This window comes from Catenuloplanes nepalensis, assembly GCF_030811575.1.
GTDB classification, from domain to species: domain Bacteria; phylum Actinomycetota; class Actinomycetes; order Mycobacteriales; family Micromonosporaceae; genus Catenuloplanes; species Catenuloplanes nepalensis.
In genome coordinates this window covers 6,323,409-6,347,527 of sequence record NZ_JAUSRA010000001.1, presented here as the reverse complement: position 1 = coordinate 6,347,527, position 24,119 = coordinate 6,323,409, and the positions used below count along the sequence as shown (strand labels likewise).

At 72.5% G+C, this 24,119-nt stretch carries 22 protein-coding genes; 16 read left to right on the top strand and 6 right to left on the bottom strand.

Going from position 1 to position 24,119, the window contains the following annotated elements; all coding sequences use genetic code 11:
- Positions 1-48 precede the first annotated feature (48 nt).
- The gene (locus J2S43_RS27195; RefSeq protein WP_306839470.1) at positions 49-552 is read right to left on the bottom strand and encodes a LytR C-terminal domain-containing protein; all 504 of its coding nucleotides are present in this window, start codon (positions 550-552) and stop codon (positions 49-51) included.
- A gap of 401 nt (positions 553-953) precedes the next feature.
- Between J2S43_RS27195 and J2S43_RS27190 the strand changes: the two genes are divergently transcribed.
- The gene (locus J2S43_RS27190; protein WP_033344790.1) at positions 954-1,250 is read left to right on the top strand and encodes a DUF4193 domain-containing protein; all 297 of its coding nucleotides are present in this window, start codon (positions 954-956) and stop codon (positions 1,248-1,250) included.
- Between the two features lie 213 nt (positions 1,251-1,463).
- On the top strand, positions 1,464-2,291 hold the full coding sequence (locus tag J2S43_RS27185) for a hypothetical protein (protein WP_306833934.1): 828 nt from the start codon (positions 1,464-1,466) through the stop codon (positions 2,289-2,291).
- Here J2S43_RS27185 and J2S43_RS27180 read toward each other — a convergent pair.
- On the bottom strand, positions 2,288-2,809 hold the full coding sequence (locus J2S43_RS27180) for a DUF3093 domain-containing protein (protein ID WP_306833932.1): 522 nt from the start codon (positions 2,807-2,809) through the stop codon (positions 2,288-2,290). The two genes, J2S43_RS27185 and J2S43_RS27180, sit on opposite strands and share 4 nt — an antisense overlap.
- A gap of 89 nt (positions 2,810-2,898) precedes the next feature.
- On the opposite strand from J2S43_RS27180, the gene dut reads away from it, so the two are divergent.
- The 4 genes from dut to J2S43_RS27160 are packed head-to-tail and all read left to right on the top strand — an operon-like array spanning position 2,899 to position 5,248.
- Positions 2,899-3,354: a dUTP diphosphatase gene (dut, locus tag J2S43_RS27175; RefSeq protein ID WP_306833930.1), complete on the top strand. Its 456-nt coding sequence runs from the start codon at positions 2,899-2,901 to the stop codon at positions 3,352-3,354.
- A 43-nt stretch (positions 3,355-3,397) separates the two neighbouring features.
- Complete coding sequence (locus J2S43_RS27170) at positions 3,398-4,066, top strand: DUF3710 domain-containing protein (RefSeq protein WP_306833928.1); 669 nt, start codon at positions 3,398-3,400, stop codon at positions 4,064-4,066.
- A gap of 55 nt (positions 4,067-4,121) precedes the next feature.
- A complete protein-coding gene (locus J2S43_RS27165; protein ID WP_306833926.1) occupies positions 4,122-4,502 on the top strand; it encodes an OB-fold nucleic acid binding domain-containing protein in 381 nt (126 codons plus the stop codon).
- A 59-nt stretch (positions 4,503-4,561) separates the two neighbouring features.
- Positions 4,562-5,248 (top strand): DUF3159 domain-containing protein, encoded by a 687-nt coding sequence (locus tag J2S43_RS27160; RefSeq protein WP_306839468.1) that lies wholly within the window; start codon positions 4,562-4,564, stop codon positions 5,246-5,248.
- A gap of 629 nt (positions 5,249-5,877) precedes the next feature.
- Here J2S43_RS27160 and J2S43_RS27155 read toward each other — a convergent pair.
- Complete coding sequence (locus J2S43_RS27155; RefSeq protein WP_306839466.1) at positions 5,878-6,561, bottom strand: potassium channel family protein; 684 nt, start codon at positions 6,559-6,561, stop codon at positions 5,878-5,880.
- The gene (locus tag J2S43_RS27150; RefSeq protein WP_306833924.1) at positions 6,558-7,223 is read right to left on the bottom strand and encodes a potassium channel family protein; all 666 of its coding nucleotides are present in this window, start codon (positions 7,221-7,223) and stop codon (positions 6,558-6,560) included. Before J2S43_RS27150 ends, J2S43_RS27155 begins: the two co-directional genes overlap by 4 nt.
- 89 nt (positions 7,224-7,312) lie before the next feature.
- Here J2S43_RS27150 and J2S43_RS27145 point away from each other — a divergent pair, with 89 nt between their 5' ends.
- Positions 7,313-9,331, top strand: a complete 2,019-nt coding sequence (locus tag J2S43_RS27145) for an APC family permease (protein ID WP_306833922.1) — start codon at positions 7,313-7,315, stop codon at positions 9,329-9,331.
- Positions 9,328-10,587 carry a class I SAM-dependent RNA methyltransferase gene (locus J2S43_RS27140; RefSeq protein ID WP_306833921.1) on the top strand — a complete coding sequence of 420 codons (1,260 nt, stop codon included), beginning with the start codon at positions 9,328-9,330 and terminating at the stop codon, positions 10,585-10,587. The genes J2S43_RS27145 and J2S43_RS27140 overlap by 4 nt, the downstream gene beginning before the upstream one ends.
- 247 nt (positions 10,588-10,834) lie before the next feature.
- Here the strand turns inward: J2S43_RS27140 and J2S43_RS27135 are convergent, their stop codons facing one another.
- Positions 10,835-11,008 carry a hypothetical protein gene (locus J2S43_RS27135; protein WP_306833920.1) on the bottom strand — a complete coding sequence of 58 codons (174 nt, stop codon included), beginning with the start codon at positions 11,006-11,008 and terminating at the stop codon, positions 10,835-10,837.
- Between the two features lie 254 nt (positions 11,009-11,262).
- Between J2S43_RS27135 and dxs the strand changes: the two genes are divergently transcribed.
- The 8 genes from dxs to J2S43_RS27095 all read left to right on the top strand — a co-directional run bounded on the left by dxs (position 11,263) and on the right by J2S43_RS27095 (position 22,024).
- Positions 11,263-13,200 (top strand): 1-deoxy-D-xylulose-5-phosphate synthase, encoded by a 1,938-nt coding sequence (gene dxs / locus J2S43_RS27130; RefSeq protein WP_306833919.1) that lies wholly within the window; start codon positions 11,263-11,265, stop codon positions 13,198-13,200.
- A gap of 95 nt (positions 13,201-13,295) precedes the next feature.
- On the top strand, positions 13,296-14,567 hold the full coding sequence (locus tag J2S43_RS27125) for a hypothetical protein (RefSeq protein ID WP_306833918.1): 1,272 nt from the start codon (positions 13,296-13,298) through the stop codon (positions 14,565-14,567).
- 27 nt (positions 14,568-14,594) lie between these two features.
- Positions 14,595-15,911 (top strand): outer membrane protein assembly factor BamB family protein, encoded by a 1,317-nt coding sequence (locus tag J2S43_RS27120; RefSeq protein WP_306833916.1) that lies wholly within the window; start codon positions 14,595-14,597, stop codon positions 15,909-15,911.
- Positions 15,908-17,179, top strand: a complete 1,272-nt coding sequence (locus J2S43_RS27115) for a sensor domain-containing phosphodiesterase (protein ID WP_306833914.1) — start codon at positions 15,908-15,910, stop codon at positions 17,177-17,179. The genes J2S43_RS27120 and J2S43_RS27115 overlap by 4 nt, the downstream gene beginning before the upstream one ends.
- 17 nt (positions 17,180-17,196) lie before the next feature.
- A complete protein-coding gene (locus J2S43_RS27110; RefSeq protein ID WP_306833912.1) occupies positions 17,197-18,513 on the top strand; it encodes an outer membrane protein assembly factor BamB family protein in 1,317 nt (438 codons plus the stop codon).
- A 72-nt stretch (positions 18,514-18,585) separates the two neighbouring features.
- On the top strand, positions 18,586-19,260 hold the full coding sequence (locus J2S43_RS27105) for a response regulator transcription factor (protein WP_306833911.1): 675 nt from the start codon (positions 18,586-18,588) through the stop codon (positions 19,258-19,260).
- Positions 19,257-20,399, top strand: a complete 1,143-nt coding sequence (locus J2S43_RS27100) for a sensor histidine kinase (protein WP_306833909.1) — start codon at positions 19,257-19,259, stop codon at positions 20,397-20,399. Before J2S43_RS27105 ends, J2S43_RS27100 begins: the two co-directional genes overlap by 4 nt.
- A 614-nt stretch (positions 20,400-21,013) precedes the next feature.
- On the top strand, positions 21,014-22,024 hold the full coding sequence (locus J2S43_RS27095; RefSeq protein WP_306833907.1) for a hypothetical protein: 1,011 nt from the start codon (positions 21,014-21,016) through the stop codon (positions 22,022-22,024).
- A gap of 346 nt (positions 22,025-22,370) precedes the next feature.
- Here J2S43_RS27095 and J2S43_RS42285 read toward each other — a convergent pair whose 3' ends face one another.
- Positions 22,371-24,035, bottom strand: a complete 1,665-nt coding sequence (locus J2S43_RS42285) for a DUF2637 domain-containing protein (RefSeq protein ID WP_370881658.1) — start codon at positions 24,033-24,035, stop codon at positions 22,371-22,373.
- Positions 24,036-24,119 lie beyond the last annotated feature (84 nt).

The window sequence follows — 24,119 nt, the reverse complement described above, 5'->3', positions numbered from 1 at the left end:
GTCAGCGCCGGGAGTGGCGTCGAGCCGGAGGAGCGGAGCGACGACCATCTACGCGGCGCACGCGCCTGGGGGGACCGAGGCCTGGCCCAGCTCGACCAGTGACTGGTTCACCTCGGTCGTCGTGGCGAGCTGTTCGAAGCCGGTGCCGATCACCACGTCGACGATGTCGCTGTCGCGGCCCTCGTCGTACTCGGTCAGCGCGTTGTCCAGGAAATACGCCCGGAGCAGGTGGGCGGCGCCGACGGTCTTCGGGCCGTACCGCAGGATCGCCACGTCGTCGCTGGTCCGGTCGCTGTTCTCCGGCTTCTCCACCTGGAACTTGCGGTTGCTGAAGTCCGTCGAGACGCGGGCGCCGAGGCCGTTCTGGCCGGCCGCGTTGAACACCTTCAGCTTCACGTCCTTCGGCTCGGGCAGCGCGACGTTGGCGAGCACGTAACCCTCGGGGCACTCCTCGATCGCGGTGGCCTCGGTCTGCGTGTCCTGCACGAGCGCCACCGCGACGAACACGATGGCGGCGACGGTCAGCACGCTCAGGACGATGAGCGCCCGCATGCGCGCATAGCTCATGTTGGTGACGGCTCCCCGCAGGTGGGTGGGTTTGGCGGTGTCCCGCTGAGGTTAACGCGTGGGGGCCTGCCCCGGGAAAGTGACGAGGGTTCCCGGCGTGCCGACGATGATCGGTACGAAGGACCCCCTACCTTGGTGTCGCCTGAATCACATTGGGAACATCTTGGCGGGCCGGGGCGTACAAGCAACGCACGAGAGCGGTAAGGTACCGCGCTCGCTGGGGGGAGTTTCTTGGTGAGCTGCCGTCGTGGTGTCACCATCAGCATCGTCGCTGAGGGTGACGTCACAGGTGCTAAGTGTGCCAACGTTGGCCACCAGGGAACCGAACATCGCCGTGCGGCGTTACAGACGCCGGACGACACATCGATACGGGAGAGTGACAACCGATGGCCACCGACTACGACGCCCCGCGTCGCGACGAGGTCGACCTCGGCGAGGACAGCCTTGAGGAACTCAAGGCACGTCGCGTCGACTCGCAGTCCGGCGCCGTCGACGTGGATGAGGCCGAGGTAGCCGAGAATTTCGAGCTGCCCGGTGCTGACCTGGCCGACGAGGAACTGACTGTCAAGGTGCTGCCGATGCAGCAGGACGAGTTCCGCTGCTCGCGGTGCTTCCTGGTGCACCACCGCAGCCAGCTCGCCCACGAGCGGAACGGCGAGCTGATCTGCCACGAGTGCGCCTGATCCCCGCTGACGGGCGTACGAGTACAACCGAATAGGGCACACACACCACAACACCGCGTTGCGGGCCGAGGGTGGGCGGTCCGTGACGCGGCGATGCCACCGGCTCCGCGTGCCGGTGGCCGGGATCTGCTTCACTCGATCCACCCGCCATGACCGGCGTGCCGCACCCTCCGGGTGGGTAGTACCGGTCAGCGGATCGAGGCAGGAGGCGAGATGACGGACGCCAGTAACGAGCGGCGCGGCACAGCGGACGACGTCGTGGCGGCGACCGAGCCGGGCGTGCCGGTGGCCGGCACCGGTGACCCGGAACGGCTGAGCCAGGCCATCGCCGGTCTCGCCGAGGAGGAACTGCCGACGCCGGTGCGACGGCGGCTGCTGGGCCGCCTCGTCACGTCGGTGCGGACCAGCGGCGCCGGGCGCATGATCCGGCCCAAGGTGGCGATCCAGTGGATGGTCGACACGGTCAACCAGATCGCGCCGTACGTGCCGATCCGCGACCTGGAGACACTGCGCCGGCACCACCCGGGCCTGAACGACGAGGAGCTGGCCGAGCGCCTGGTGCGCAACGCGTCCCGGGCCACCGCGAGCATCGGTGCGGCCGGTGGCGGCGTCGCCGCGATCGAGTGGGCCGTGCCGCCCACGCTGCTGTCCACGCCGGCGCTGCTGGCGACCGAGACCGTGGCCGTGGTCTCGGTCGAGCTGAAGCTGATCGGCGAGCTGCACGAGATCTACGGGCAGCCGGTGACCGGGACCGCCACCGAGCGCGCGGTCGCCCTGCTGCAGGCCTGGTCCAACCAGCGCGGCGTGAACCCGCTGCTGCCCGGCGCGGGCGTCGGCGCGGTGCTCGGCACGGCCGCGCGCCGCGAGCTGCGCGACATGCTGCTCAAGCGCTTCGGGCGCAACCTGACCACGCTAGGGCCGCTGCTCACCGGCGCGGCCGTGGCCAGTTACCTCAACCGGCGCGCCACCCGCGGACTCGGCGACCGGCTGCGTGAGGATCTGCGGGCCGGCCGGGCGCGCCGGAGCATCGAGAAGTCCTAGGCCCCGCGTTGTCCCTGGGCCTTGCTTTGTCCCCTGGCGTCCAGCACGGCCTGCGCGAGCGCGATCGGGCGGCGCGTGCTGACCACCCAGTACGGCGTGGGATCGTCCGGGTCGTCCAGCAGCACCTGGACGGCGCCGGAGATCCACGGCCGCTGCACCACGAAGGCCAGCGGGTCCGCTGCCACGCCGAGGATCTCGCGGCGGCCCTCCGCGTCCAGCGGCACCACGTCCGAGATGAACCGGACCGGCAGGTGCGCGTCGTCGACCAGCAGCGCGGTCTCGCCGTCCGGGCCGGGGGCGACCGCGACCCGGATCCGGCCGAGCGCCCAGAGGCCGAGCGCGGTCAGTGGCAGCAGCACGGCGAACGGCAGCCACGCGCGCACGCCGTCCGCGCCCAGCCAGACCTCCAGGGCCAGGGCGGCCGCGGCCGCGAAACCGAGGAGCCACAGCCACCAGGTGACGGTCAGGCGCTCTCGATAGGGGGAGGTCTGCGAGGTTCCGGTGCCGGGGGGTGCCACGCCAGCCAGGGTACGAGTGCTTCCCCCGGCGCGGCACGGCAGGATATGCAGGGTCCGTGAAACGCCGTCGACGATGAGGATCCGAACCCGTGACCGAGACCGTGCCCGTGCCGCTGCTGTTACTCGACCCGGACCTGCCGGTGCCCGCCTACTCGCACCCGGGGGACGCGGGCGCCGACCTGTGCGCCGCGGAGGACGTGGAGCTGGCGCCGGGCCACCGCGCGCTGGTGCGGACCGGTGTGGCGCTGGCGCTGCCGGAGGGCTTCGTGGGGCTGGTGCACCCGCGGTCCGGCCTGGCCGCCCGGCTGGGCGTGACGCTGCTGAACGCGCCCGGTACGGTCGACGCCGGCTACCGGGGGGAGATCCTGGTGAATCTCATCAATCACGACCCGGCCGCGACCGCGAAGATCGCGCGCGGCGACCGGATCGCGCAGCTGGTCGTGCAGCGGGTGTCCCGGGCGGTCTTCGAGGTGGTCGACGCGCTGCCCGAGTCGGTGCGGGGCGCGGGCGGGCACGGGTCGACCGGCGGGCACGCGGCTCTCTAGTTTTCGACATCTACGACATTTCGGTTAATCCGGAAAGGTAATCATGGCGATCTTCAATCGGGGCGGGCGTCACGCGCGTGCCGAGGACACCCCGATCCCGGCCGAGGCGGCCTCGGGCGCGACCACCGGGCCGTACGACGTGGCGGACGCGCCGGACGACGTGCAGCGCCTCGACCTGGGCAGCATGCAGATTCCGGCGGTGCCCGGCGTCGAGGTGCGCGTGCAGGCCGGCCCGGAGGGCGTGGTCCAGCAGGTCGTGCTCGGCGAGGGGCCCAGCACGCTGCAACTGATCGCGGTCGCGGCGCCGCGCAGCGAGGGCATCTGGGACGAGGTGCGCGAGGAGGTCGGCGAGTCGCTCCGCGGCCAGGGGGCGCAGCTGCAGGAGGGCGAGGGGCCGTACGGCGTCGAGCTGCTGGCCCGGGTGCCCACCCCGAACGGCCCGGTCGACCTGCGGATCGCGGGCGTCGACGGACCGCGGTGGATGGTGCAGGCCGTGTTCCAGGGGCCGGTCGCGACCACGCCGGCCAGCGCGCCACTGCTCGGCGAGTGCCTGCGCGGGCTGGTCGTGGACCGCGGCAACGAGGCGAAGCCGGTCAAGGAGCCGCTGCCGCTGCACCTGCCCAAGGAGGTGGCCGCGCAGGGGCCGGACGGTGGCACCGCCACGCCGCCGGATGAACCCCGTCGCCGGCCGTCGCCGCGGCCGCGTTCCTAGCGGTTTCCGGGCGTACTCTGGTCGCCACAGCGCTCGCTGTGAGGAGGCTCGCACCATGACGATCGACGAACGCCGGTCGCCGCTGCGCCGGTTCATCCAGCGGCTGACGGCGTCCGAGGCCGAGCTGCACGCGGAGGAGCTGCAGCGGGAGAGCGCCGAGTGCGGCGCCACCCCGGTCGGCACCTGCCGGCGCGGCCAGCTGGCCTCGGTCTCGGGCCGGCTGCGCACGGTCGTCTACACGCCCCGCACCAACCTGCCGACGCTGGAGGCCGACCTCTACGACGGCAGCGACGTCATCACGCTCGTCTGGCTCGGTCGCCGGCACATCGCCGGGATCGAGCCGGGCCGGCAGTTGACCGCCCGCGGGCGCATCGCTGTCCGGGATGACCGTAAAGTGATTTACAACCCGCATTACGAGCTGGAAGCGCCCAGGTGAGCATGACCGGTCCTGACAGAGCAACCGATCCGTACTCGCCCGGTTCCGTCCGGGACGCCATGTCCGCCGCCACGGCCGGCAAGGACGATCAGGAGCCGGAGGAGGAACGCATCCCGACCATCTCCGAGCAGATGGCGGAGCAGCTCGGCGGCGTCCGCGGGCTCATCGAGTCCAGCATCCCGGTCTGCGCGTTCGTCGTGCTCAACCTGCTGTGGGACCTCTACCCGGCGATCTTCGGCGCGGTCGGCACCGCGGTCGCGATCGCGATCTACCGGCTGATCCGCAAGCAGCCGATCCGGCACGCGATCAACGGCCTGGTCGGCATCGCGCTCGGCGCCTACCTGGCCGCCCGCTCCGGCGAGGCCCGCGACTTCTACCTGCCGGGCATCCTGCTGACGTTCGCCCAGGCCGCCGTGATGGTCATCTCGGTGGCGGTGCGGAAGCCGCTGATCGGCTTCGTCTGGGCGATCATCGCGGCCGGCGGCAAGCACGACTGGCGGCACCATCCCGCGCTGTTCCGCACGTTCCAGTGGCTGACGCTGGCATGGGCCGCATCGCTCGTCCTCCGGGCCGGCGTGCAGGCCGCGCTCTGGGCCGCCGAGCAGCCCGACCTGCTCGGCATCGCCCGCATCGTGATCAGCTGGCCCACCTACGTCGGCATGCTGGCCCTGACGGTCTGGGCGGTCCGCCGCACGCTGAGGCACTCACCGATGCCGGAACCACTCCCGGAAGCCGACCGCGCCTGATCCATCGCGCGAGTGCGGTGCACCGGACCTGAAGAGCAAGAGCTGCTTTCCCGCTTCCGGCGTGGTCACCTTCCGCATGCTCCCGCGGGCACCGGTCGTCGCTGGCGCTCCTCCCTGCACGTTCCGCGGCGCTCACCTCAGTTCCACACCGCACGGGCGCTCCGCGCCCGACATTTCGGCTTGTCGGTGGCGTTCCGCTGCGTGGCTGGGTTTTCGCCTCCAGCGGGCGTCCGGAGGGCCTCGGGGCAAATGAAGATCCTTCCAGCCCACATTGCTGTTTCGCGCAGGCCGAAACAGCAATGTGGGCTGGAAGGATCTTGGAGGCTTATCCAGCGGGCGAACCGGCACCGCGTCGCCGCAGGCCAGGGCTGTCAGCGCGTAGCGTGCTGAATAGCCCTCTTGGCTCCCGCATTTCTGAACAACGGATGCCGCTTTTTCCTGAAGGCCCACGGCTTCGTGCGTCGGGTGACGTCGGTTGCGTGCGGTTGGTGAGTGCGGCGGGATCGGCAGGAAGCCCTGCTGCCACCCCGGCCACCCACCCCTGAACGGAGTGAACGCCCTTGCTCATCGCGGCCGGCCGGTGCCCGGGGGAGCACTGGGACTCGGCACGCCGGAAGCGGGAGAATCCTTCAGGGGTGGTGAACTGCCGTTGGGCCGAGGATGACGGTGCGGACGGAGTCCTCGGCCTCGGCGATGCAGACGAAGATGAGTTCGTCCCCGGCCTCGAGGGGGTCGTCGGGACCGGGGACGAGGACGCGTTTGCCGCGGAGGATGGCGGTGAGGGCGGCGTCGCGGGGGAGGGGGACGGCGCGGACCGGCTGGCCGACGTAGGGGGCGTCGGGTGGGAGGGTGATCTCGACGAGGTTGGCCTCGCCCTGGCGGAAGGTCATCAGGCGGACCAGGTCGCCGACCGTGACGGCCTCCTCGACCAGCGCGGCCATCAGGCGCGGCGTGCTGACCGCGACGTCGACGCCCCACTGGTCGGTGAAGAGCCACTCGTTCTCGGCGCGGTTGATCCGGGCGACGACGCGGCCGACGGCGAACTCGGTCTTGGCGAGCAGCGAGATGACCAGGTTGACCTTGTCGTCGCCGGTGGCGGCCACGACCACGTCGCACTGGGCGATCTCGGCCTCCTCCAGGCTGGCGACCTCGCAGGCGTCCGCGAGGATCCACTCGGCCTGCGGGACGCGCTCCGGGCGGAGCATCTTCGGATCGCGTTCCAGCAGCATGACCTCGTGGCCGTTGCCGACCAGCTCCTGGGCGATGGAACGGCCGACGTTACCGGCTCCGGCGATGGCGACGCGCATGCTCAGCGGGATCCTTCCGGTGCGGCGCCGGTGCGCTGGCGCACGGTGGCGGCGATCTCGTCGGTGACCAGCATGAAGACCTGATCGCCGTCCTGGATCATGGTGGACGCGGTGGGGAGGTGGCCGAGGCCGAAGCGCATGAGGTAGGCCGTGCGCGCGCCGGCCGCGGTCTCCAGCGACGACAGTTTGCGGCCGATCCAGCCCTTGTGCACCGGCACCTCGATGATCGAGACCGTGCTGGTCGGGTCGCGGAAGACCTCCAGGTCGCCGGTGGCGAGCACCTGGCGGAGCACCCGGTCGGCGGTCCAGCGGACCGTGGCGACCGTGGGGATGCCGAGTCGCTCGTAGACCTCGGCGCGCCGCTGGTCGTAGATGCGGGCGACCACGCGTGGCACGCCGAACGTCTCGCGTGCCAGCCGAGCCGAGATGATGTTGGAGTTGTCGCCGCTGGAGACGGCCGCGAAGCCGTCCGCGCGCTCGATGCCGGCCTCGGCGAGCACGTCACGGTCGAACCCGGCGCCGGTGATGATCGCGCCGCCGAACTCGGGGCCGAGCCGGCGGAACGCGTCCGCGTTCTGATCGATGACGGCCACCGAGTGGCCGCGGTCCTCCAGGCTGTGGGCGAGGGTCGACCCGACCCGCCCGCAGCCCATGATCACGATGTGCACCCGTGGCCCCCCTGTCCGCGAAAGACGCGTGCAGTGAGAGCGTGCCATGCCCGATCACCGGAACCGCGCTGGCCGTACTCTTACCCGTTGTGGCCCGTCCCACCTCACTCGTGAAGCGCCTGCTGCTGGGGCGCCCGTTCCGGTCCGACCGGCTGCAGCACACGCTTCTGCCGAAGCGGATCGCGCTGCCGGTCTTCGCGTCCGACGCGCTGTCCAGCGTGGCGTACGCGCCGGACGAGATCCTGCTGACCCTGTCGATCGCGGGCGCGACCGCGTACATGTACTCGCCGTGGGTGGCGCTGGCCGTCGTGGTCGTGATGCTGACCGTGGTGGCGAGCTACCGGCAGAACGTGCACGCCTACCCGTCCGGCGGCGGCGACTACGAGGTGGCGACCGTCAACCTCGGCCCGCGGTACGGCGTGGCGGTGGCGAGCGCGCTGCTGGTCGACTACGTGCTGACGGTCGCGGTGTCGGTCTCGTCCGGCGTGGCGAACCTGGGCTCGGTGGTGCCGTTCGTGGACGAGCACAAGGTCGGGATCGCGCTGCTCGCGGTGGTGCTGCTGACCGCGATCAACCTGCGCGGCATCCGGGAGTCCGGCACGGCCTTCGCGATCCCGACGTACGGCTTCATGATCATTATCGTTGGCATGATCATCACCGGGCTGGTCCGGATCGTGGTGCTCGGCGAGCCGCTGCTGGCGCCGTCCGCCACCCTGGAGATCCACGCGGAGGAGGACCACCTCAGCCAGTGGGCGTTCGCGTTCCTGCTGCTGCGCACGTTCTCGTCCGGCTGCGCCGCGCTGACCGGCGTGGAGGCGATCTCCAACGGTGTGCCCGCGTTCAAGGAGCCGAAGAGCAAGAACGCCGCGACCACGCTGCTGCTGCTCGGGACGATGGCGATCGTGATGCTGGTCGGGATCATCTGGCTGGCCCAGGCCACGAAGCTGCAGTACGTGGAGAACCCGGCGTTGCAGATCGCCGGCGGCCCGCCGAACTACGTGCAGAAGACGGTCACCACCCAGCTCGGCGAGGCGATCTTCGGTTCCGGCTCGATCATGCTGTACGTGGTGGCCGGCGCGACCGCGCTGATCCTGTTCCTGGCCGCGAACACCGCGTACAACGGCTTCCCGGTGCTCGGCTCGATCCTGGCCCAGGACCGGTACCTGCCCCGCCAGCTGCACACCCGCGGTGACCGGCTGGCGTTCTCCAACGGCATCGTGTTCCTGGCGATCGCGGCCGTGGTGCTGATCGTGGCGTTCCAGGCCGAGGTGACCCGGCTGATCCAGCTCTACATCGTGGGCGTGTTCGTGTCGTTCACGCTCTCCCAGGCCGGCATGATCCGGCACTGGACCCGGCACCTGCTCACCGAGCGGGACCCGGCGGAGCGGCGGCGCATGCACCGGTCCAAGGCGATCAACACGGTCGGCATGCTGCTCACCGGCGCGGTGCTGATCGTCGTGCTGATCACGAAGTTCATGCTCGGCGCGTGGATCGCGATCGCGGCGATGATGTTCATCTTCGTGCTCATGCTCGGCATCCGGAAGCACTACGACCGGGTCGCGGCCGAGCTGACGCCGACGGTGGAGCGATATGTCCTGCCCGCCCGAAACCACGCGATCGTGCTGGTCAGCACCGTACACATGCCGACGCTGCGGGCGCTGGCCTACGCGCAGGCGACCCGGCCGGACACGCTGACCGCGGTGACCGTGGGCGTGGACCCGGCGGATACCCGGCGCGTGCAGGACGAGTGGGAGGCGCGGGAGATCCCGGTGCCGCTGACCGTGGTCGACTCGCCGTATCGGGAGATCACCCGGCCGATCATCGACTACGTGCAGAGCGTGCGCCGCAGCTCGCCGCGGGACGTGGTGACGGTGTTCGTCCCGGAGTACGTGGTCGGCAAGTGGTGGGAGAACCTGCTGCACAACCAGAGCGCGCTGCGGCTCAAGACCCGGCTGCTGTTCGAGCCGGGCGTGATGGTCACCAGCGTGCCGTGGCAGCTGCGGTCCAGCCACGACCGCGATCTCGCCCGGCTCGACCAGGCGCTGGCCCGTGGCCCGGCGCGTGGGCCACGCGCGTCCTCGTCATCTAGTTCGGAGAGCGGTTCGTGACACAGGTGGAGATGCCCGGGGAGGGCGAGCGGGTCGAGGTGCTGGTCGGTGCGGTGGCGCACGGCGGGCACTGCGTGGCCCGGGTGGGCGGCGACGGCGGGCCGGTGCTGTTCGTACGGCACGCGCTGCCCGGCGAACGGGTGATCGCGCTGGTCACGGAGGTGCACCGGGGGTTCGCGCGGGCGGACGCGGTGGAGATCCTGACGCCCTCCGCGGACCGGGTGACCGCGCCGTGCGTCTACGCGCATCCGAACCGCTGCGGCGGTTGCGACCTGCAGCACGTCGCACCGGCGGCGCAGCTGGCCTGGAAGACGTCGGTCGTCACCGAGCAGCTGGCCCGGCTGGGCAAGCTGACCCAGGATCAAATTCAGGCCCTGGGGGTACGCGTGGCGCCGCTCGACGGCGACGGCCTGGGCTGGCGCACGCGCGTGCGGTACGCGGTGGACGGCCGGCACTCCGCCGGGCTGCTGAAGCACCGCTCGCACGAGGTGGTGCCGGTGGACCGGTGCCTGATCGCGCACCCGTCGATCCAGGCGGCGCCGGTCACCTCGGAGTCGTGGCCGGACGCGGACGAGGTGCACGTGGTGGCGTCCGGTGGCGGGGACGTGCTGGTCACGCCGAGGCGTTCGCCGCTGCGTCTGGACGAGCCGGACATCCTGGACGGCGCGTCCGTCGCCGGGGAGATCCGGGAGAAGGCGGTGGGGCGCGAGTGGGTGCTGCCCGGCGACGCGTTCTGGCAGGTGCACCCGGCGGCCGCGGACACGCTCGCCGCGGCGGTGCTGGAGCTGCTGGTGCCGCGGCCGGGTGAGGCGGCCTGGGACCTCTACGGCGGTGCCGGGCTGTTCGCGGCCGCGCTGGCCGGCATGGTCGGGCCGACCGGGCCGGTGACCGTGGTCGAGTCCGCACCGCAGGGCGTGGCCGCGGCTCGCCGCAACCTGACCGATCTGCCGGGTGTGGCCGTGATCGGGGCGAGGGTGGAGGCGGCGCTGCGGCAGGGGCGGCTGCCGAAGCCGGTCGACCTGATCGTGCTGGACCCGCCGCGGTCGGGGGCGGGAGCGGCGGTGGTCAAGGCGATCACGCGGACCGGTGCGCGCGCGGTCGCGTACGTGGCGTGCGACCCGGCCGCGTTCGCGCGCGACGTGGCCACGTTCCGGGCGGCGGGGTGGCGGCTGGCGGAGCTCCGCGCGTTCGACCTGTTCCCGATGACGCACCACGTCGAGTGCGTCGGCCTGCTGCTGCCACCGGCGACGCGCTGAGGCGCCGCCTGACCGGCGCGGCCTCCCGGTGCCGCGCCTGCGGGGTGCCGCGCCTGCCGGGCGACGGCCCGCGTGGCGGCACTGCCGCAGAGGGGGTTGCCGCAGGGCGTTGATGCAGGGTGGCGTTCTGCTCTTCCGTGATCGAGACGTTCCCCACGTCGTTCCAACGGCGTGGGGGACGCCTCGATCACGGCTTGCGGGGCGGGGCGCGGGTGCAGGGCGCACCGGGGCGGGTCGGCGGGGTGGGTCAGTCGCGGCGGTCGCGGAGGCGGATCCAGATGATGACCGGGATCGCGATCGGGGCGAGGAGCACGGCCAGCAGCCCGATTGCGATCATGCCGAGCACGTGTGCGGCCGCGGGCGCGCCGCGAAGGTCGCGCGGGGCCGGGTGCGGGTTCCAGCCGGGGTCCTGGTCGTTCATGGAACGCATCTCCCGCGACGTGCGCGGCGCGATCGGCCGGCGGCTGGGCAGGGGGAGGTTCTGTGAAGGTTGCGATGGCGACTCGGCGTTCATGAAACCGACCTTCTGGATAAAAGCTCCGGCTCATCGTACCGCTTCGAGTGTTTTGTGGTGTTTTGGTCATCCGGTCGAGTGATGCGGAACGGGATTCTTATTGATCACGCGATGGTCTCGGATCGCGGGACGCGAGCACCCTCCCACTAGACTGGCACCTCATGAGCGTTGAAGAGGATCAGGTCACGGACGGCAGCTTGCTCCGCACCGTCACCGGGCCGCAGGATCTCAAGCGCCTGACGGCGGACGAGATGTCGGTGCTGGCCGCGGAGATCCGTGACTTCCTGGTGGCGAAGGTGTCCCGCACCGGCGGCCACCTGGGGCCGAACCTCGGCGTCGTGGAGCTCACACTGGGCATGCACCGCGTGTTCGACTCGCCGCGCGACCGGTTCCTCTTCGACACCGGCCACCAGGCGTACGTGCACAAGATCCTGACCGGGCGTCAGGACGGCTTCGACCTGCTGCGTCAGCGCGGTGGCCTCTCCGGCTACCCCTCGCAGGAGGAGAGCGAGCACGACCTGATCGAGAACTCGCACGCCTCCACCGCGCTGTCGTACGCGGACGGCATGGCGAAGGCGTACGCGTTGCGCGGCGAGGACCGGCACGTGGTCGCGATGGTCGGCGACGGCGCGCTCACCGGCGGCATGTGCTGGGAGGCGCTGAACAACATCGCCGCCACCGAGAACAAGCTGGTCATCATCGTCAACGACAACGGCCGCTCCTACGCGCCGACGATCGGCGGCCTCTCCGACCACCTCGCCACGCTGCGGCTCAACCCGGGTTACGAGAAGGTGCTCGACCTGGTCAAGGACTCGCTCGGCGCCACCCCCGTGGTCGGCAAGCCGGTGTACGAGGTGCTGCACGCGGTCAAGCGCGGCATCAAGGACGCGGTCGCGCCGCAGTCGATGTTCGAGGATCTCGGCCTGAAGTACGTGGGGCCGATCGACGGCCACGACCAGGCCGCGGTGGAGACCGCGCTGCGCCGTGCCAAGGGCTTCAACGGCCCGGTCATCGTGCACGCGGTCACCAGGAAGGGGTTCGGCTACCGCCCGGCCGAGGAGGACGAGGCGGACTGCCTGCACAGCCCCGGCGCGTTCGACGCGGAGAGTGGCAAGCTGCTCGCGTCCTCGTCCGTCAAGTGGACCGGCGTCTTCGCGGACGAGCTGGTCTCGGTCGCGGACGAGCGCCCGGACGTGGTGGGCATCACCGCGGCCATGGCCGAGCCGACCGGCATCGCGAAGCTGGCCCGGAAATACCCGGAGCGGGTGTACGACGTGGGCATCGCGGAGCAGCACGCGGCGACGTCCGCGGCCGGCCTCGCGCTGGCCGGGCTGCACCCGGTCGTCGCGGTCTACGCCACGTTCCTGAACCGCGCGTTCGACCAGGTGCTGCTGGACGTGGCGATGCACCGGCTGCCGGTCACGTTCGTGCTGGACCGGGCCGGCATCACCGGACCGGACGGCCCCAGCCACTACGGCGTCTGGGACATGTCGGTCTTCGGCGTGGTCCCCGGCCTGCGGATCGCGGCTCCGCGCGACGCGGCGACGCTGCGTGAGGAGCTGCGCGAGGCGGTCACGGTCGACGACGGGCCGACCATCCTGCGCTTCCCGACCGGCTCGGTCCCGGCCGACCTCCCCGCACTGCGCCGGGTCGGCGGCGCGGACGGCGTCTCCGGCGGGGTGGACATCCTGGCCGAGCACGGCTCCTCGAAGGACGTCCTGATCGTCGCGGTCGGCGCGTTCGCGCACCTGGGCGTGGACGTGGCGGCGCGCGCGGCCGAGCAGGGCTACGGCGTGACCGTGGTCGACCCGCGCTGGGTGCGGCCGGTGCCGATCGAGCTGGTCGCGCTGGCCCGCGAGCACCGCCTCGTGGTCACGCTGGAGGACGGCGTGCGCAACGGCGGCGTCGGCGACGCGGTGGCGAAGGCGCTGCGCGACGCGGAGGTGGACGTGCCGCTGCGCGACGTCGGCGTGCCGAACGACTGGCACCCGTACGGCACGCGCGCCCAGATCCTGGCCGACCTGGGCATCACGCCCCAGGACGTCGCGCGGGACGTGGTGGCGTGGGCGTCTCGGGTGGTTCCGGCTCGTACCCACTGATGATCCTGATCTGAGAGAGGGCCTCCGAAAGGGGGCCCTTTCGCTGTATGTAACAGTCTCGATGCGATGTCATCTCGGGGCGGTACATTCGGCTCGTGCCGGCTGAGGCGATCATTGACCTGGGCGTTCCCGCCGCCGGCGAGCCGGACGGGGAGGGCGCGCCCGGCGAGCCGAGGCCGCCGTCGCGCGTGGCGGCGGCGGTGGTGCTCGTGCTGCTGCTCGCGTTCACGGTCGCCGGGTCGGCGCCGATGAACGACTCCGGGTGGCGAGCCGGGCAGTTGCCGCTCGCCGCCGGCGACGACTTCGCGCTCTCCGGCGACCTGCTGATGGTGGCGGGGAAGTCGACCGTCACGGCGTACCGGGTGCCGCTGCTGGACGTGGTCTGGACGCTGGCCGTGCCGGCCGCGGAGGGATATTCGCTGACCCGGGCCGGTGACCTGCTGGTGATCGGCGCGCGCAACGGCGTCGGCCGCCAGCAGGAGAGCCTGGTCGTGACGGCCGCGACCGGCCTGGAGCGCTGGCGGCACGCGGGCCGGCTCGTCCCGGTGCCCGGCTCGGACGTGCTGCTGGCCGTCTCCGACGTGCGCAGCACCTCCGGCTCCGGGCGGCGGGTGACCGACGTGATCGAGGGGATCGACACGTCCGGTGCGCGCCGCTGGTCGATCCGGCTGCCGTCGAGCGCGGTCGTGGCGCCGCTGCCGGCCGGGGAGTTCCTGCTGGTGCACGACGACGGCACGGCACAGATCCGGGCCGCGTCGGACGCGGTGCCGCGCGCCACCGGTGAGCTGCCGCCCGCGGCGTACGCGCCGGACAACCCGCGGCTGATCGGCGGCATGGTCGTCCTGCGGCACCCGGGCGACAACACCAGCAGGATCAGCGGGTACGACGGGCGCACGCTCGCGCACCGGTGGTCGCGCACGGTCGGCGGCCTGCAGAGCGTGGACCGGTGCGGCGACCTGCTCTGCCTCGGCACCACGATCGGCGTGCGCGCGCTCGACCCGGTGGACGGCTCCAACGCGTGGGTCAGCCAGTCCTGGCGGCGCGCGATGAGCTGGGGTGACATGACCGTCGCATACGGGCGGCCGACCGGGCTGGACGCGGAGCTGGCGCTCGTCGAGCCGATGACCGGCGGTGCGGTGCTCGATCTCAGCGCGTGGCAGCAGGTGACTAGTGTGACGGATGACGTCGTGTTGGCTCACCCTGACGCGGCTCGCGGCGTTACGCTCGTCGCCACGGTGGCCTCCGATCGGCGGTCGGTGCGGGTCCTGGGCGCGATTCCCGCGGCCTCGGGCGGCTGCCGGGCCGGTGGTGGCGTGCTCGCCTGCCGGCAGGGGGGTGGAATCTTGGGGGTGTGGGCGCTTGACTGAGCGTGGTCCGCGCGGGGGTGCGCCCGCGTGATCGAGCTGGACCTGCGGGAAGAACCGGTGCACGAGCCACCGGCGCCGCGGGACTGGATGCGTGGATCACGCTGGGTTGCTGTCGTGATCACTCTGTGTCTCCTGGTGACGGTGGCGGCGTCCGTGCCGCTGAGTCGTCGGCTGAGCCTCACCGGTGCCGTGCCGGTGCCGGCCGGCGCCGACTACACGCTCACCGACCGGCGGCTCTACACGCTGTCCGGCGGCCGTGACCGGGTCGTGTCCGCCTTCACGCTGAACGGTCAGCGGCTCTGGCAGGCGAAGTCCAGGTTCACCGGCGACGTGGTGTTCCAGGAAGCCGGCGACATGCTGCTGGTCACCGGCGTCAACCGCTCCGGGCAGCCCGAGACGCTCGGCGTCGACGCGCTCACCGGCACGCAGCGATGGACCCGGCCGGAGCAGGTGGTGCCGCTGGCCGACGGGCGCACCGGCCTGGTCACCACGCCCCTCTTCCACGGCGACGTGCCGCCCGGGGCCACCGTGGTGGAGGACCTGAACGGCAACCTCATCAACGTCGCGCCGACGTCCACCGCCCTGCGCGCGGTCGACCTGACGGACGGCCGCGACCTCTGGAGCGAGACGTTCGGCGGGAGCGCGCGCCGCAGCATGCTGCCCGGCACCGCCGAGGTCGTGGTCGCGGAGCCGGCCGGCGTGCAGGTGCTGGACGCGCGGACCGGTGCGGTCCGCCGGTCCGTGGCGCTCGACGGCGGCTTCGCCATCGACGAGCTGCTGGTGTCCGAGCGGCTGATCATCGTGCAGCAGGGGCGGCGCGGCGGCGGCCATACGTACGCGTTCCGGCCGGACACGCTGGAGCAGGCGTGGCGCATCCAGCTGCCCGGCAACATGGCGCTCGGCTTCGGCTGCGAGGACGTGCCCTGCGTGACCGACATGTCCACGATCCGGGTGCTCGATCCGGCGACCGGCGCGGTGGCGTACGAGATTCCCGCCGCGACCCTGCTGCGCATCGGCGGCCACACGCTGATCGACCCGCAGTCCTCCACCGTCGACCTGCGCGTCATCACCGCCGCGGACGGCGCGAGCACGCCGCTGACCGGATGGGAGCTGGTGCTGCCCAATCTCGGCCCGGCCGCCGACCGGTCCGCGGCGCCCGCGCTGCTCACCCGGGAGGACGACGGGCGGGCCTGGCTGGCCGCGCTGGACGCGTCCGGCACCCCGAAGGAGCTGGGCAGTCTCGCGCCCCAGATACTCGACTGCCAGTCCGCGCTGACGACGATCGCCTGTCGCACCGGACCGCAGGAGATCAGGACCTGGCAGCTGCGGGGGGTGCGGCCGTGACCGTCACCGGCTCGCAGCGCGCCGCGCGGACCGTCGGCGAGATCATCGACGCGCGCGCGGTCACCACGCTCTTCCAGCCGCTGGTCGACCTGGAGCGCCGCGAGCCGGTCGGCTACGAGGCGCTCAGCCGCGGCCCGGCCGGCACGCCCTGGCAGGCGCCGATCGCGCTGTTCGAGGCCGCGCGCGAGATCGGCCGCGCGGCCGAGCTGGACTGGATCTGCCGGGTCCGGGCGTACGAGGCGGCGCTCGCGGCCGGGCTCGACGACTCCATGACGCTCTTCGTGAACATCGAGCCGATGGCGCTGCGCACGCCCTGCCCGGACGACCTGTTCCCGGCCACGGTCGCGGCGCAGCGGAAGCTGCGGGTGGTCACCGAGATCACCGAGCGGGCCATCGCCGGTGACCCGTCCGCGCTGCTCAGCACGGCCGCGGCCTGCCGGGCCGTCGGGTGGGGCGTGGCGTTCGACGACGTCGGCAGCGACCCGGCGTCGCTGGCGCTGATGCCGCTGGTCCGGCCGGACGTGGTCAAGCTGGACATGGGACTGCTGCACGACCCACACCGCACGCTGGTCGCGCACGTGGTCAACGCGGCCATAGCGTACGCGGAACGCACCGGCGCGGTGATCCTCGCCGAGGGCATCGAGACCGAGGAACATCTTGAGCTGGCCCGGACCATGGGGGCCACGCTCGGGCAGGGCCTGCTCTTCGGGCCGCCGGCGCCGCTGCCGGTGCCGTCCGTGACCTGCGGGACGAGCGTACCGCTGCTGCCGGCGGACGGGGTGCCGCCGGTGTCCGTACCCCCGCGGTCGCCCTTCGAGATCGTCTCGGATGCCAGGCCGGTGCTGCGCACGACCAAGGCGCGGCTGGCGCCGATCAGCCGGTTCCTGGAGTCCAAGGCGCGCGACGAGGGTGAGCCGCCGGTGCTGCTCGCCTGTTTCCAGGAGGCCCGGTTCTTCACGCCGTCCGTGGCGCAGCGCTTCGCGGACGCGGCCACCACGGCCGCGTTCGTGGCGGTGCTCGGCGTCGGGCTGGACGAGCGGCCCGCACCCGGTGTGCGCGGCGCCCGACTCAGCGAGGACGACCCGCTGCGCGGCGAGTGGAACGTGATAGTGGTCGGCCCCTACTTCGCGGCCGCGCTGACCGCCCGTGACCTCGGCGCCGGTGGGATGACCGAGGCGGAACGCCGCTTCGAGTACGCGCTGACCCACGACCGGGAGCTGGTGCTGGAGGCGGCGCGGGCGCTGATGCACTGGATATCGCCGGCCTGACGGTCTAAGACTGTCTGATGGTCATCATCGATCTCGGTGTGGTCTCCGACCCGGAACCGGAGCCGGCGTCGTCCCGCCCCTCCACGCCCCGTACCCGCCGACTGATCGCGGCCGGGCTGTGCCTGGTGCTGGCCGGTGCGCTGCTCGGCGCGTCGGCCCGCCCGGTGCGGGACGCGCTGCCGGAGGTGCGGCTGCCGATGGGGCCGACCGACTCGTTCTACCTGGCCGGCGAGCGGATCTATCTGGTCGGGCCGGAGACCCAGGCGTACGGGCCGATGGAACGGACGATCTCGGCCTACACCGCGCCCGGCGGCGAGCTGCTGTGGCAGCGGCCGCTGATGCTCGACGGGCCGCTCAACGGCATCACCCCGGCCGGCGACACGCTGCTGCTGCACGTGAGCAGCACGGAGTTCCAGCAGATGACGGTCGCGCTGGACGCGGCGACGGCCGAGCCGCGCTGGACCGCCCAGGTCGGCTGGCCCGTGCTGATGGACGCGGACACCGTGGTGTTCACCTCCGAGGGCAGCGGCGGTGACCAGCTCGCCTGGATCGCGCTGCGCACGTCCACCGGCGAGCAGCTGTGGCGGCGGGACTTCCCGGCCGGGGCGTTCACGGTCTACGTGGGAGACCCGGAAGGGCAGCTGATGGTGGGGCTCCCGGACGAGCGGATCGAGCTGTGGGACCTGCGCGCCAACCGCCGGCTGGCCGAGGCGCGCACGCCGGAGTCGTCCGCGGTCTCGGTCACGAACGGCGTGGTGCTGACCGGGATCCCCGGCACCGGGCTCACCGACGTGGTCGCGTACTCCCGGCCGGACCTGCGGCGACTGTGGCAGCGCGAGGTGCTCGGCGGGATCGGCCAGGTCGGATGCGGCGAGCAGGTGCTCTGCGTCGGAACCGAGATGCAGGACCGCACGCTCGGGCTCGACCCGGCGACCGGGGAGCAGCTGTGGGAGAGCCCGGCGTACGGGTGGTACACCGAGAGCGGGTCGCTGCTGCTCGCCGAGGGACAGATCCAGCGGGAGGGCGGCAGCACGTTCATCGACAGCGGGCCGATCGTCGCGCTCGACGGCCGTACCGGCAGAACGATCAAGGATTTCGGGTCCTGGCGGCGGCTGCGCTGGGGGCCGGACATGAGCGAGCAGCGCATCGTCGCCGCGCACTTCGACGCGGTGGCCGGCACCGCGCTGGTCGCCGAGATCGATCTCGATGCGCTGTCGCTGCGCGTGCTGGGCCGGATCGACGGCGTCGGACCGGACTGCTTCGCCGAGCGTGACGTGCTCGTCTGCCGGTCGCTGGACGGCTCCGTCGGCATGTGGGACCTGCCGGTCCGCTAGTTTCCTCACGGCGGTTTAACACGGGGCCTGATTGGCTCGTGCCGGTGCGTCTCGAACAGGATTGGCGGGGTCATGCGGGTTCTGGTCGTCGAGGATGAGCGGAACCTGGCCGACGCCATCGCGCGCGGCCTGCGCCGCAAGGGCATGGCCGTGGACGTCGCCTACGACGGCACCGCCGGGCACGAGATGGCGTTCGTCACACGGTACGACGTGGTCGTCCTCGACCGGGACCTGCCCGGCGTGCACGGCGACCAGATCTGCGCCGACCTGGCCGCGTCCGGCGCGCTCACCCGGGTACTGATGCTCACCGCCAGCGTCACGGTCGCGGACCGGGTCGAGGGCCTGCAGCTCGGCGCGGACGACTACCTGCCCAAGCCGTTCGCGTTCGACGAGCTGGTCGCGCGCGTGCAGGCGCTCGGCCGCCGCGCCACGCCGCCCGCGCCGCCGTTGCTCAGCGCGGCCGACCTGGTGCTCGACCAGGCCCGCCGGGTCGTCACCCGGGCCGGTGGGCTGCTGCAGCTGACGAACAAGGAGTTCGGTGTGCTGGAGGAGCTGCTCAAGGCACGCGGCGCCGTGGTCTCCGCCGAGGAGCTGCTGAACCGCGTCTGGGACGAGAACACCGACCCGTTCACCACCACCGTCCGGGTCACCATGAACACCCTGCGCCGCAAGCTCGGCGACCCGCCGCTGATCGAGACCGTGGTCGGCGCCGGCTACCGCATCTCTTCTCCGGACGGCGTGTCATGAGGGCTCTGATGCGGCCCACGCTGCGGCTCCGGCTGACCGTGCTGAACGGCATCCTGCTCATCGGCGCCGGCGCCATCATGCTGGTCCTGGCCTGGATGCTGATCGACAACGTGCTGCACCCGGCCGACTCGCTGCTGCCCGGCACCGAGGTGGCGCTCGCCGACGGCAGCCGCCTCCCGGTGGAGGTCTGGCAGGACCGGATGGTGGCGAGCGCGCGCACCGAGCTGATGGCCAAGGGCCTGCTCGCGCTGATCGCGATCGGCATCGCCGGAATCGCCGGCGCCTACGTGGTCGCCGGGCGTGCGCTGCGCCCGCTGCACCAGGTCACCGCGACGGCTCAGCGGCTCGGCGGCGAGACGCTGGACCAGCGGATTCGCTACTCCGGCGCGAACGACGAGGTGGCGGAGCTGGCCGGGACGTTCGACGCGATGCTGGACCGGCTCACCGAGTCCTTCGAGTCGCAGAAGCGCTTCGTGGCGAACGCGTCGCACGAACTGCGGACGCCGCTCGCGGTGATGCGGACCGAGATCGACGTCACGCTGAGCGACGACGAGGCGGACATCCAGGAGTACCGGCGGATGGCGATGGTGGTCCGCGACGCCTCCGAACGCGCGAACGGGCTGGTCGACGCGCTGCTCATCCTGGCCCGCAGCGAGGCGCAGGCGGGGCGGCGGCTGGCCCGGAAGGTGCCGGTCGACCTAACCGACGGTGTACATGCGGCGCTGTCCGCGCAGAAGAACGAGATGGCCCGGCTGAAGCTGGACGTCACCACGGATCTGCGGCCGGCCGTGGTGGTGGGCGATCCGGGGCTGCTGGAGCGACTGGCCGGCAATCTGATCGAGAACGCGGTCCGCTACAACCATCTGCACGGCCGGCTGTGGATCCGCACCGAGGTCCCGGCGGCCGGCGTGGTGCGGCTGGTGGTGGGCAACACCGGCTTCGAGGTCGACCAGGCGGACGTACCCGGCCTCTTCGAGCCGTTCCGCCGCGGCGGCCGCGAGCGGACCGGGGCCCGCGGCTCCGGGCTGGGCCTCTCGATCGTGAGCGCGGTGTGCGAGGCGCACGGGGCCACAGTGGGCGCGGTGGCACAGCACGGCGGCGGCCTCGAGGTGACGGTGACGCTGCCCGGCGCGGTGTAGCGAACCTCGCGGGTTCGGCCGGTGGGTCCGGTCCGGCCGGTGGGTCCGGCCACGCTGGCGGGTCTGGTCACGCTGGCGGGTCTGGTCACGCCGGGGCGTTGACGCGCCGAAGGCGGCAAGATCTAGAAGCGGCTTACCCGCTTCCGGCGTGGTTGCGGTCCGCCTGCTCCCACGGGCACCAGCCCAATGCCACTTAGCTTATTTTGATCTCGAAGTGGACCCGGTCGGGCCGCGAGCCTCTGGCCAGCGCAGATGCCTTCCTGCCCGGTTCGGCGGGTAAGGCGCAGACTTGGTTGGGTGCTTTGTGAAAGCCCAGGTCGGAGCCCATGATCAACTTTAGCTAAGTGGCATTGGGCACCGGTCGGCCGATGGCCGGCCTTCCTGTCAGTGCCGTGGGTGGTCACCGAAAACCCACGCGCTCCCGCCGCCCCTTCCGCACTGCCGCGTCTCGCAGCCAGCCACACTCCGCCGCGTCTCGTAGCCGGTCATTCTCCGCCGCGTCGCTCGCGGACGTGTCGCCGTTCTCCGGCCCTTGGGTGTTCGATCGGTCACGTTGTCCGGGGGTTATCCACAGGGCTGGTGACACGCCGGTCGTGGGCGGCAGCGTATTAGGTGTGTTCGATGGATTGGTCAAGCGGCAGCGCGGCGTGGTCGCGCGCTGGCAGGCGCTGGCCGGGGGCTACACCCGGTCGGCGATCGAGAAGCGGCTGACCAGCGGGCGGTGGCAACGGCTCGCCAACGGGGTCTACGCGACCTCGCCCGGCCGGCTCGGCCGGTTGGCGGAGTTCTGGGCCGCGGTGCTGGCGGCCGGCAGCGGTGCCATGCTCAGCCACCACTCGGCGGCCGAGATCCTCGGCCTGACCGCGGGCGGCATCGGCCCGATCCACGTCACGGTTCCGGCGGGGCGGCACCCCCAGTGGATGCCCGGCGTGGTGATCCACCGTTCCCGGCGGGCGGCCTGGATCCGCCACCCCAACCGGTCACCGCCGCAGACCCGGGCCGAGGAGACGGTCCTCGACCTGTGGGAGGTCGCGGCCGACCTGGACGAGGCGCTCGGCTGGGTCGCGGTCGCGTGCGGCCGGGCGGCGACCTCGCCGGAGAGGCTGTCGCTCGCGCTGCAGTCGCGCCTGCGCGTGCGGTGGCGGGCCGAGCTGATGGCCGCGCTGCGCGACGTCGAGACCGGCTGCCGTTCGCTGCTCGAGCTGCGCTACCTGCGCGACGTGGAGCGTGCGCACGGGCTTCCGGAGGGCGAGCGGTGGCCGTGCGGCTCGCGGGCGCTGCGCGAGGCACGGCCGCCGGAGGAGGTGAGCCGCGGCACGGTGCTCTACCCGGCTTTCGGCACGAGCGTCCACCTCGGCGACGCCGATCCGGAGCCTGAGGAGGACGACGCCGATCAGGCCACGATCCGGGTGGTCGAAAGCCTGCGAGAGCTGCTGCCGCCCGGCGCGGTGCCGGCCCGCGAGATCGATGAGACGTTACAGGGAAGGGTGTTGCGCTATGCCGACGCGGAGGTGCTGGAGCGACCGTGTGATGTGGCTGACCAGGTGGCGGCGACGCTGCGCCGGCACGGATGGAGGCGGCATCCCCGCCGCTGTTCTCCGTCGTGCGGCGCACTCACGCCGTGAGGCCGGCCCCGGCGGGCCCGGAGGGGACCAGCGCGGTCCGGCGGCCGTGCCGCCGCGATCGGCCCACCGGGTGCCGGTTCCGCCCGGACCGCCCCCGCGCACCGGTGAGCGGGCAGGCGCGGTCCGCTCCACCGGACGCTCGAGAACGGCCGCTCGTGCGGAGATGGCCGTCCGTGCGGAGACGGCTGCTCGCGCGACGGCTGCTCGTGCGGTAGCGGCCGTCCGTGTGGAGACGGCTGCTCGCGCGACGGCTGCTCGTGCGGTAGCGGCCGTCCGTGTGGAGACGGCCGCTCGCGCGGTGGCTGCTCGACCGGCCGGTGTGGGGTGTCTCGACCGGCGTGGGTGGTCAGGCGGGCAGTGTGTCGGTCGCGCGCCGGACCTCGCGGAGGCGGCGCGTGGTGATGCCGAGTTCATCGGCCACGGCGGCCTCGGAGATGCCGGGGTTGCGGGCCTCTATGTCCGCGGCCAGCGCGGCGGTCTCGGCGGCGGACCGGCGGGGCCGGGGCGCGCCGGTGCCGTTCGGCGCCGTGCCGGCCGCGTCCCGGCCGGCCCGCCCGGTGTCGGCACCGGCCCGCCCGGTGTCGGCACCGTTCCGGCCGGTGTCGGCATCGTTCCGGCCGGTGTCGGCGCCGTTCCGGCCGGTGTCGGCGCCGTCCCGGCCGGTGTCCGCAACGCTGCCGGTGATGCCGCCGGGACCGGTGCGGGTGGTGATTCGGCCCGTGGTCGTCTGCCGGGTGGCCGAGCTGGCGGCCGACGTGCGGACCGGGCCGCGCGTCGCGGCGACACCGGCGCGCGGCGCCGGCACGCCCGGTGCGGGCAGGCGGGGCGGCTGACCGTTCGATGCCGGTTCGTCCTGGCGGGCATCGTCCGGCGCGGCGGAGGGCTCGGCGTCGAGCTGACCGTCCTCCGGAACGGCCGCCCGGCCGGAGAGCGACCCACTGGCCGCGGAGATGCTGGCGCGGCTGCGCGGGCTGGCACCGCCGCGCACGCCCCGGGCCACCGGGCGGCCGTTGAGCGCGGCCTCGACCGCGGCGGCCACGTCGGAGGCGAGCATCGGCTGGGAGCCCGTCGTGGTCATCGGGTCGCGGTCGCGGCGCGCGCCGGCGGCCACGGCCATCGCGCCGCCGGCGGCGAGGCGGTCGGCGGTGCGCCGCCGGTCATCCGCATCCACCAGGCGGTATTCGTCGGTGGCATAGCCCTGCTCCGGCGCCGGGCCGTCGACCACGTCGGCGAACCGCGCATAGGCGTCGGCGGGCGTCCCGGCGGCGGCGGTGAGCGGGCGCGGCACCAGGGCCGCGATGCCCGGCACGTCGTCGTCGGTGAGCCGGTCCTGATCGCCGAACCATTCCTCGCCGGAGTCCGGGTGCGGGGTCCGTGCCACGGGCCGCGGGCTGCCCGGCCGGTGGCCCGCGGCGATCGGGGCGGCGGCCGGGCCGGGCCGCGTCCCGGCGCCGACGGACCGGGCCGGTGCGAGCTCACCCGGCACGGGCTGCCCGGGTGCCGCGTCACCGGCAGGCGCGGCGCCGGCCCAGGCGGTCTCGGCAGCGGTTCCGGCAGCAGCGGTGGCAGCAGCGGTTCCGGCAGCGGCGGTCTCGGCAGCGGCGCGCTTGGCGGCCTGCGCCTCGGAGATGCGGCCGCCCAGCTCGATGAGGCAGATGGAGGCGACCACGATCAGGCCGTCCACCGAGATCGGTAGCAGGTAGGCGCTGGCGCCGGTCTCGCCGTACTTGGCGGCCACGCCGGCCATGTGCCAGTAGGAGATCCAGGCCGCGATGCCCGCGATGGCCGTCGTCGCGAGCATCCGGATGAACGCGAGCGACTTCCGATGGACGGGGACGCGAGAGATGAGTTCGACCGTGAGCAGCAGAGCGAAGGGAGGCCAGGCGGCGATGGTCTGGCTGATCGGATTGTCGACGGCATGCAGAACGTTGGCGACCACCGAGGCGGCGACACCCAGCAACAGGGTTGCGCGAACGGCCCAGCGGATGCGGAGAAGCTGGGAGAGGGTCACCGGTATGGCTCCATTCGTCGGCGACAAGATCCGTGATTATGTCGCAGACATCCTGAACCGCGAAAGTTTCCTGACCGAGTACCT